Below are 9,499 nucleotides of genomic sequence, written 5' to 3'. Positions count from 1 at the left end.
GAGCATCGCCAGCGTCTCGCGCTTCCGCTTGATCACCCGCGAGCCCTCCGCCGTTTCCGGCACCGAGATCGCCGTGGAGGGGGGGGTTATGCGCGATGTGCGCGAGGCCGGCTGCGCCCCGGGCACGGTGGTGGAGGTGCGCGACCTGTTTTTCAATATCCCGGCGCGACGCAAGTTCCTGCGCGCCGAGACCACTGAGGCAGCTCACGTCGAGCATCAGCTCCGCTTGCACGCCTTGGCTGCGGCGGGGGTGCGGTTTCGGTTTCGTAAGGACGAGCGCGAGGTTTTCGACCTGCCGGGCGGGATGTCGCGGCTGGACCGGGTGCGCTGGATGACCGGCACCGATCTGGGCCGCGAGCTGGTCTCGCTGCCGCTGACCCACGGCAACGGGGTGTCGGTCGAGGGCTTCGTCCTGCCAGCTCTCCATGCCCGCAAGGGCCGCCGCCACCAGTGCGTCTTCCTGAACGGTCGCCCGGTCGAGGACTCGGCGATCTCCCGCGGCTTGGCCGAGGGCTTCCGCGGTGCCTTGGCCGATGGCCTGCACCCCTGCGCCTGGCTGTGGATCGATCTGGAGCCGCACTTGGTGGATGTGAATGTCCACCCGGCGAAGCGTGAGATCCGCCTGCACCGGCCGCATGAACTCCGCGAAGTGCTGGCAAATGCCGTCCGCGAGGGGCTGGCGCAGGCCACTGCTGCCAAACGTCCGGGGCCCCAAGCTCAGCCGCTGCCGGGGCGCCCGGCGACTCAGGGCACAGTGCCGGCCGCGGTGCCCTCCGCGCGCCCAGCCACCGTCTGGCCAGCAAGTATTCCGGTGCAACGGCAGCTTGAAATTCCTGTATCAAGCGCTCGTTCGGGGGCTGTGGTGCAATCCTTGACGGCTCCGGTGTTGATTCCGCAGCAGGAGGAAGATCCCGTTTCAAAAGCCCCGCCTTTCCGGATGGTCGGGACTCTGCATGAACGCTTTGCGATTCTGGAGTCGGCGGATGGATTGGTGCTGCTTGATCCACGGGCGGCGCGCGAGCGTATTTTGTACGAACGATGGCTTGAATCGAACGATTCATTTCATGCTCAGGCCCTGCTGGTGCCGCTGCTCTTGGAACCGGGGCCTCGGGAATGCGAGGTTGCCCTGCGCCACCGTGAGGAGTTTGCGCGGGCGGGGATCGAACTCGAGGACTTCGGCTCCGGGACCCTGCGGATTGGTTCGCTGCCGGATTTCCTCAAGATTGGCGATGCCAGGAGTTTCTTGGGCGGCCTGATCGACGATCTGGTGGCTGGCCAGGCCCCTGGGGCGCGGCTGGCCTTCGAGATGCTGGCGCGATATTTGGCGCGGCGGGCTGCCGGGGCGGAGGCCCCACGGCCGCAGGAGGCCATGAAACTGCTGGAAATCCTGTTCCGCTGCGAGCTGCCCTACTGTGCACCAGACGGGCGGCCGACCCTTACGGAATTTTCCCTGCGCGACCTCGAGCGGCGCTTTGCCGGGGGTAAGTCCGGTGCTGTTTGAAAAAAACTTTCGTATCTGATTGTTCAGACAACGAGTTATTCAAACAGAGTAAAAATTTCATTGTTCCGGGCCCCTCCTCCTGCTTCTCTACAGGGGTCTATGAGTTCGATCGTTCCGCGCCATTTCCCCGTCGTTGGCCTCCGGGCAGGGCGGGGGAATGACGTTGGAGCGGGACTTTTTCCCGTCTTTTTCGGGGCTAGCGGAGAGCTTTCAGCCCGCGGTCGATAATCCCGGATCCGGCGCAAGCCGTTGATCATTATGGGTTATGTCTTTGGAAATGTCCTTAGACATCTGTGCTTTCAGATCGTTCAAAAATTCGTTAGAAATTTCTTGTTTGAATTCCTTTATAGTCCATAGTCGGCCCCGACCAACCCCCGTGGGTGAAATTTTTTGAAATTCGTTCATGAAGGTTTTCCTCTCCACTCTGCTCGCGCTCGCACCGGGGATGCTCCCTGTGGCGGGTGCCGCTTCGCTTTTGGGCGAGCGGTTGGAGCAGATTCACGGGGATCTTTTGGAAAACCGCCGGCAGGCCCTGCCGGGATTGAGCGATCCTTTTGGCATTCCCGACCGCGCCCGTGTGGTAGTGGAAGCTGACAAGGACACGCTCCAGCGCTTCACGGGCTGGCGGAGCAATGTGGTTGGCACCGTGTTTTGGGTGGGCGAGCTGCCTACCCAGCACAACCCGGTGCCCAACACCATGAGCTCCTGGGATATGAACTGGCAGTCGAACTTCGGCGGCTACGATGATCCCGATCATCGCAACGGCTACTTGCCTGCCGGTTTCGTGCCGAAGCTGAACCCTTTCTACATCGCCCTGCCTTACAATGATGTAGCGCGGGGTGGGGCACACCGGCCGGAGGCTTCTGACGTGATCCCCTGGTTCTGGCGCGAGTATCGCGGCGACGGCATCTCCGTCTGCAAGGGTCACTGGATCGCGATCCACCGCGAGGGCAAGGTTTGCTACGCCCAGTGGGAAGACGTCGGCCCTTTCGAGGTCGACCACTGGCAATACGTTTTCGGTAGTGAGCCGCCCCGCGGCAACCGCAACAACTCCGCTGGCATCGATATCAGCCCGGCGGTGCGCGACTACCTTGGCTTCCGCAGCGGCGAACGCGTCCAATGGCGCTTCGTGGAAGCCCGCGACGTACCCCGCGGACCTTGGTCCGGCTGGGGTAGAGGCGGCCTGCCGCAGCGCTGAGCGCACGAAAGATCACCCGACAAGCAACCTGACAATTGCTGTTCCACACCCGACACTGACACCCCACACCCGGACGAGAAATCGTCCAAGCCTGCAACATCACTGATTTTGTCCGGCGAAACGATTTCCCGATCGTTTCTCCGGAGACCCGGCGAGGGACTCTGTCCCGAGCGGGCACGGTCCGGCCCTCTTGAGAGCCGTCCCGTGTCCGGCACCCTCGCCGGGTCCCCCTTTCCCCTGCGGCATTCCCACGGCCGCGGGATCCGGAGAGGGCTGAAGAGGCGATGTTGGTTGTTCACCCGAAACCAGCCATGAAAACCAGCCGTCTGGCTGCCCTTGCGGCAGCTGTACTTGCCACCGGTGTGTCCGCACCGTGCGCCCTACTCGCCCAATCCACGAATCCTTCGATTCCGGTGGGTACTCTATCCGCTTACCCGGTGGTCGTTCAACCGGGTACCAAGCCTGTCCTCACCTGGGGCATCAACTATCCCTCCGTGGTCCAGGACTACGTGAAGGTGGTTGAGCCGAGTGGAGGTGGCAATGACACCTACATCGAAGCCAAGACCAAGCTCTATGCGAAGGTCCGCGTGCTGGGAGCCGGCGTGACGGTCTCCAGCGGCAACAGCTTCACCTTCGTGCCGACCGAGGCCCAGCTCGCCTACAATGGTAGCAGCTACTCGCGGATCTTCTACGGCACGAACAACAACGTGAACCCGAGCACCATCGTGTGGTCGCGTGCGACCTCGAGCAACTATGTGAGCTCGGGGCAGAAGCTGCGCTTCGGTGGCCGCTACTACTACAACAACGCCTGGGGTCCGTACTTCAACTCGCAGAGCGGCACCAAGAACGTCCGGATTCTGGTCAACGGCCAAACCCCGCCGACCACCTATCCGCTGTACAATGCACCGACCCTGGAGAGCTTCCTGAAGCCCTATCTGGACGCGACCGGCAAGGTCCGGATCGGTCCGATGGATTGCATCGTGTTCATGGAGCTGACCCACACTGACAGCCAGATCAATGACCAAGGTTACGACCTTCAGGACATGGTGCTGCTGGTCACCTTTGAAAAGCCATGAAGACCACCCCGATTTCAAGGGGCCGCTTCACGGCTCCGCAGTGGCTCTGCGTCCTAGCCCTGGCAATGGCCCCGGGCTTGCAAGCCGCAGAGCAAGCGCCCGCCGCCAAGGTGATGCGCGATGCAGCCACCCATGATAGCATCGTGGAAGCTGGCACCAAAGCGAAGGAGGAAGCCGCCAAGCAGGCGGTGAAGGATGCCCAGCAGCAGGCGATGGCCTTCAAGCCGGTGCCACCTGAGCAGCGGCCGAAGGCGCCAGAGCAGCGTAGCTTGCTCGCCGTGTCCGATATCATCTGCTACAACGGAATCGCGACGATGGTCCCGAAGCGCTCGGTGCTGCACGTGCCGAAGAACCTCAAGGATCGTCTGGTCATGCAGGATGGAGCGCGCTTCGTCACCTTCCAGGACTTCATCGTCCAGAACCGTTCTTGGTTGGTGAGTAGCGAAGTGTCGCGGATTCAGGCGGAAGGCAACAAGCCGCTGGCTGAGGATGTGACGAAGTCCTTTGAGAAGGAGACCCGGGTTGTGGTCGCCACCTATCACGAGGGCCCGATCTCGGTCTTGCCCCTGAAGGTTGTCGAAGATCCCGCTACTGCCACCACCACCACTACCACTTCCAAAGCTGTCGCCGCGCCATGAAAACTTCCACCCTAACACTCGTTGCCTTGCTTGCAGTGCCGGCGCTCGCGGCCTCGCAGACTTACACCAACCAGATCCGGCAGGTGCAATTGCCGACCGGTGTCGACTGGCGCGTGCCAGTCGATCAAGCTGGCGAGCAACTCTCGCCCCTGGCCATCGATCCGGGCGGTGCCCGCTTCGAGCTGTGGACCACCAAGAGCGGCAGTCCGGCGGTGGACTACCTCCTGGACGAGCAATATGTCGGTACTTATGTGCCGCAATCGCAGGTCCAGATCATCACCGGGGATCCTTACACCACGATTCCGCGGACCCGTGCCGACCAGCCGTTCACGGTCAAAGTGACGGTGAGTGGTTTGCTCACCGGCGCGAGTGATCCGGACGCCTCGAAGAGCGTGGACTTCCTCCATCACGTCCAGTCCTATGGCACGGGTGGCACCGGTGTGAATCTCAACCGCACCCAAGCCACGCTGTTGGAGACCACGCACATCAACCTGAATTCTCCGGCGAACAGCCCCTATAGCTACACCTTTGCGGTCAACCAGGTGCCGGGCTCAAACCGGGCCAAGGTCCGCGGTGAGGAGCGCTTCACGGCGATGTCACTGGAGGACTACCAGGTCCCGGCCCAAGTCCTGGGCACCAAGTTCGTGCAGATCTGGCCGGTGGCGGACGGCACCATCTCCGGGATCACCAACGGCCAGAAGATCCGCTACGCGCTGCCAAACGTGACCCTCGCGGTGAACGACGTCTATCCAGACTCGCACACCTATGCGCAGGTTTACAAGGGTGCTCCCACCTTGGGTAAGACCGGCTACATCGTGCCGGGGTCCTCACGCATCATCGCCGATACCGTGCCGCAGAACCTGTCCCTCCCGCTGTCGGGTTACGACTCGGTCTTCGACTCGGAAGGCGACGGCCTGTGGACGATGGAGCTGCTGACGGCCACGCCCTTCGGGATCGACCGTCTCGCTTACGTCAGCTTCACGCTCGACCGGACCATTGAAATGAATGCTTCCGTGACCACGCAGGAATAACGCGCGGCCGCGACCGGATAGTCGCCATCCCTACATCGGCCATGAACACTCCCTCCCAATCACTTGCCTCCTCCGCCGCCGCCAGCCGGTGCGGCGGGGGCGAGGAGTTTCTCGAGATCCTGCCGGAGATTATCGTTCCGGTAGATCAGCGAGAAAGTAGCCTCGCGGGTATGCCTGAGCTGGTCCTCCACCTCGGTGTAGGCCAGCAGCAGGAACAACCCTTTCACCGGCTCGCGGTGGAAGGAGAGGCTGCGTGTCGCGAACTGGTCCTTGATATTGCGGTCCTGGCGATTCGCCGTCAGTTCCCCGTATTCGCCGGCCAGTGCCTTCTTCAACTTGGTGAAGCGGGCCTCCATCTCGTCGGCGGTGGTCGCGGGGTCGCGGTAGTTGACGGTGACCTCATAGAGCCGGCCGGTATGGAAGCGGCCCTCGACGGATTGGGCGGCGGTCTCGGGCAGATTGCCGGTCCGCGGGGAGATCTTGACCACCCGCAAGGCAGGTTGATCTCCCGGCAGGGAAATGTTAACGTCCAAGGAATGCCGACTCGCCCAATCAATCAACTTTTCCGGTGTGTCGCCCCAGCGGAGGCCGAAGGGCGGCTCGAGGATGGCCTGCGCACGCAGGCCCGCCGAGCCGAGGAAGAAGGCCAGGAGACAAGCCGCGAGCTGCCGGATCCGGTGAAGCACGGGCGGACATTCGGGTTTTTCCGGCGTGGCCGCAAGCCCGGACGGAGGAAGTCCGCCGGCTCCGTGCTGGTGGAGGCCACCCTGGCGATGACCATGCTCACGGCTCTGGGGCTGGCGCTGCTCAAGCTTTCGCTGAACGTGACCACACCGCGGCAGTGGGTGCTGCAGCAATCGATCACGGATTCTTACCTGACCTTTGAGAAGGCCTCGGCCCAGCGCCAGGAGTTCGAGGTGGTCACGGGGGTGAATTCGCAGTGGCCGGTCTATCCGGCGATCGCCGTCACCAATGTGAGCTTCGGCAGGCTGCCGGGTGGCGCGGAGATCACCGGGACGGTGAGCCGGACCCGGATGGCGGATGCCAACAACCTGCCGCCGAGCGGCACTGGAACCACCGTCAGCAACCCGACCTCGATGGAGGTATGGCGGCTGCAGAGCGTGGTCCGCTACCGGGTGGGTACCCGCAACTACTATAAATCCCGAACCGTGGTCCGTTCCCAATGAAACTCTCCTTGCCACGTTTGCGCCGGCGCTTGCGCTGCGGCTATACCCTGACGGAGCTCGCCCTGGCGATGATGATGGGACTCGCTGCGGCGGTCATGCTGCTTTCGATTTTCAACCAGCAGGTGGCCTTCCTGCGGATCTTCAATGCCCAGAGCTTCCTGACCACCGAGGCTCCGATCCTCAACAACTACCTGACGCGGGTGTTAGGATCGGCAGAAGGCTACCGCCTCTACGCCAGTGTCAATGCCCTGACCGGGGGGTCCGCACCGGTGATGGCCGACGCCCCGGTGCTGATGCTGCGCTTCAAGGAGCCGGACGGCACCTTCCGGGCCTCGGTGCTCTCGTTTGAAAATCCCGGCGGCGGGATGGGCTTGTATTACCGGCCGGTCACTGCGGCCGGTGTTCTCGGCGCGGCGGATTGGGCTCTGACCAAGAAGCCGACCAACGTCCGGTTCTCGGTCGTCAGCGGCATCCTGCGCGCGACCATTACCGGCCCCAACGGCGAAGAAATCACCTACTCCGGCACCCAGCAGTTATGAAGACCTTTCGCGCGAGCAAGAAACACCAGGAGGGCTTCATCTCCTATGTCCTGGTGCTGACCACGGGGCTGACCTTGACCTTGCTCACCGTGGCCGCTTACCGGCGGGCGCTGGAGGCGCACACGGTGCAGAAGGAAACCCAGCTGCGGGTGGACTACGGCGACAAGGAGAATGCGATCCTGCGGGGGATCGTGAACATCACCCCGAACCGGGCGGTGCGCGCGATGCAGTCAGGGTCCAACAGCAGCTCCGCCACCCGTGACCCCTTGCGCTGGCAACAGATCTTCTCGGATGCGGTGGATCAGGCGAATGCTCGGACTTCGGTGTCGAACGCCCTTTTGACCACGATGAATGCAACCGCTGCCGTTAGCGGCAATGCGACGGATGCACCGATGGCCGATCTTGCGAGCACCTTTGACGCGATTGAGCCGGAGCCGGGCTACATGTCCACCGGCATGAACCGCTCGCTCGGCGGCGGTTTCCCGGTGCCCTTGGAGGGCACTACCGCGGTGGCGGACTTGGACAAGGTCTATCCGATCATCAGCTCGTCGAAGATCTACGGTAGCCTCGCAACCAGCGGGGTGATCTTGCCGCCCGCGAGTTACCCGCAGCTCAACGTCATCAAGTATCCGGACATCCGTTTCGGTTATTGCACGCCGGGTCAGAACTTTGTGGCGAAGCGCAACTGGTGGGCCTTCTCGATGCAGCTCGGCGAGGGCAACCAGCTTCTCAACAGCTTCGCGGCCAACGGCGGCAGTGAAAACGAGCGCGACTTCATCATCTCGCTCTACGAGATTCCCTCCCAGCTCGCGATTTCCGCGGAAGCCTTCGCCAATCTCGGCACCCATGCCGACGGCACTTCTTGGCAAAACACCACCATCACTGGTCCGGTTTACACGACCCGCGCGCAGGTGGACTCCGGGCTGCACCTCGACAGCTTGGCGGGCCGCCGTGGACTGACGCTGAACAGCGGCGCGACGGTGGGTGCCACCAACGTGACGGGCAATGCTTTCACTCCCGGCGTGCGAGAGCAATTCGAAGTAACCAACGGCACCTTCATGCCGGTCAGCCTTGGCTCCGAATCGGGCCGCGCCGCCTTCATCCCGATCAACCGCGGTGCGGACTTCTTCGACCGCTTCGCCCACGGTACCGAAGCCTCGGTGCTCTCGCCGACTTCTTGGAACAACTACTCGGTTGGGGCTCTCCAGTGTGCGATGCGCTTGGACGTGACGGCAGTCGCCAGCACCGCCCCGAATGCGAAGCCGACGACGTTCCGCTTCTCCTACATGAACGGCACCACCCGCCAGTCGATCAATATTCCGCTCAATATCGCGGCGGGCGCGGCCTCGACCTTGCAGACCGGCTATTCTTTTGCGGCAGCCAAGGGTGCAACCAAGGACTTCGGCACGCAACTGGTGGATGTGGCCTATGGCTCGGGCTCGACCTACTACTACAAGTACGGGATTACCGGCCCATTCAAATTCGAGGATAGCGCCTTCATCTCCAGCGGTAGCGTCGGTGGCACCCCCCAAGGCTTCTACCGCCCGGCTTGTCCCTTTGATAACAAGGTCTTGAAGGGGTACAATTCAATTGCCGTCTATCCCAAGCGCATCCCGGCCTTCGTCACGGCGATCGGAGGATCCACGGCGGACCTCAACAATTCGCTGGTGGTGAACGTGGATTACACCAGCTCCGGTCTGAACGATGCGACCTACAAGCCCAAGATTCCTTGCACGCCCACGGACTATGGAGTGCTGCTTACTGAATGCGATAACCTGACGGCTTTTACCAAGGGCTTCTCGCTGGTGACGAACATGCGCCTCTACATCGGCGATGACTTCAATGTGGTCTCGACCACGCCGCCCTCGGGCTCGGGTCTGCCTTCGCCCTTCTATCCGCCGTCCTCGCTGTTCGCGCCAGAGAAGCGCTATGGCACCGACAACGACCCCTACAAGGTCCAGATCAGCGGACAGGTCGGCCACCTCGGTGGTGATACCGGCAAGGGGGGCTCGCAGGTCCGCCTGCTCGACTTGAAGATGGGCAGTGGGGTCGCAGCCGCCGCGGACAAGATGGATGTCAACCTGCGCCCGATCACGCACCCGGCGGAGCTGCCGCCGATCACGATGATGAACTGGCTGGTGACGGTCGAGGAACGCCGCAAGGCCTTCTACAACGCGGACGGCTCGGCGAGATGAAGAGCCAGTTCGCTCAGTCATCTGAGCGGACGGAGCTGTTCTCGGGGCTGACCACATCAGGTGCCCCGGTCTCGCTGTGATTCGCTTTTTTTGAGGGCGCCCTCCGCGCAAGCAGGTCCTCTCGCCCCGATTGC

Annotated in this window: 9 protein-coding genes; 8 read left to right on the top strand and 1 reads right to left on the bottom strand. The window is 62.6% G+C overall.

Going from position 1 to position 9,499, the window contains the following annotated elements; genetic code table 11:
• From mutL to BV071_RS07485, 5 genes are all read left to right on the top strand, one after another.
• The coding region (mutL, locus tag BV071_RS07505) for a DNA mismatch repair endonuclease MutL (RefSeq protein ID WP_035604381.1) at window positions 1-1,501 on the top strand (1,501 nt) is incomplete at its 5' end.
• Window positions 1,502-1,904: 403 nt separating this feature from the next.
• The gene (locus BV071_RS07500; RefSeq protein ID WP_052573023.1) at window positions 1,905-2,699 is read left to right on the top strand and encodes a hypothetical protein; all 795 of its coding nucleotides are present in this window, start codon (window positions 1,905-1,907) and stop codon (window positions 2,697-2,699) included.
• 311 nt (window positions 2,700-3,010) lie between these two features.
• Complete coding sequence (locus BV071_RS07495) at window positions 3,011-3,775, top strand: hypothetical protein (protein WP_265594186.1); 765 nt, start codon at window positions 3,011-3,013, stop codon at window positions 3,773-3,775.
• A complete protein-coding gene (locus tag BV071_RS07490) occupies window positions 3,772-4,413 on the top strand; it encodes a hypothetical protein (RefSeq protein WP_035604376.1) in 642 nt (213 codons plus the stop codon). Before BV071_RS07495 ends, BV071_RS07490 begins: the two co-directional genes overlap by 4 nt.
• Complete coding sequence (locus BV071_RS07485; RefSeq protein ID WP_035604374.1) at window positions 4,410-5,444, top strand: hypothetical protein; 1,035 nt, start codon at window positions 4,410-4,412, stop codon at window positions 5,442-5,444. The genes BV071_RS07490 and BV071_RS07485 overlap by 4 nt, the downstream gene beginning before the upstream one ends.
• 59 nt (window positions 5,445-5,503) lie before the next feature.
• On the opposite strand, the gene BV071_RS07480 is transcribed toward BV071_RS07485, so the two are convergent.
• The gene (locus tag BV071_RS07480) at window positions 5,504-6,130 is read right to left on the bottom strand and encodes a hypothetical protein (protein ID WP_035604372.1); all 627 of its coding nucleotides are present in this window, start codon (window positions 6,128-6,130) and stop codon (window positions 5,504-5,506) included.
• Between BV071_RS07480 and BV071_RS07475 the strand changes: the two genes are divergently transcribed.
• From BV071_RS07475 to BV071_RS07465, 3 genes are read left to right on the top strand one after another with little or no spacing between them, the layout of a single operon-like run.
• Window positions 6,122-6,631, top strand: a complete 510-nt coding sequence (locus tag BV071_RS07475; protein ID WP_265594185.1) for a hypothetical protein — start codon at window positions 6,122-6,124, stop codon at window positions 6,629-6,631. The two genes, BV071_RS07480 and BV071_RS07475, sit on opposite strands and share 9 nt — an antisense overlap.
• Window positions 6,628-7,170 carry a hypothetical protein gene (locus BV071_RS07470; protein ID WP_035604367.1) on the top strand — a complete coding sequence of 181 codons (543 nt, stop codon included), beginning with the start codon at window positions 6,628-6,630 and terminating at the stop codon, window positions 7,168-7,170. Before BV071_RS07475 ends, BV071_RS07470 begins: the two co-directional genes overlap by 4 nt.
• Window positions 7,167-9,365 (top strand): hypothetical protein, encoded by a 2,199-nt coding sequence (locus BV071_RS07465; RefSeq protein WP_035604365.1) that lies wholly within the window; start codon window positions 7,167-7,169, stop codon window positions 9,363-9,365. The genes BV071_RS07470 and BV071_RS07465 overlap by 4 nt, the downstream gene beginning before the upstream one ends.
• Window positions 9,366-9,499: the final 134 nt, after the last annotated feature.

The sequence above is a fragment of the Haloferula sp. BvORR071 genome, from assembly GCF_000739615.1.
Taxonomy (GTDB): domain Bacteria; phylum Verrucomicrobiota; class Verrucomicrobiia; order Verrucomicrobiales; family Akkermansiaceae; genus Haloferula.
This window is presented reverse-complemented; position numbering and strand designations above follow the sequence as displayed.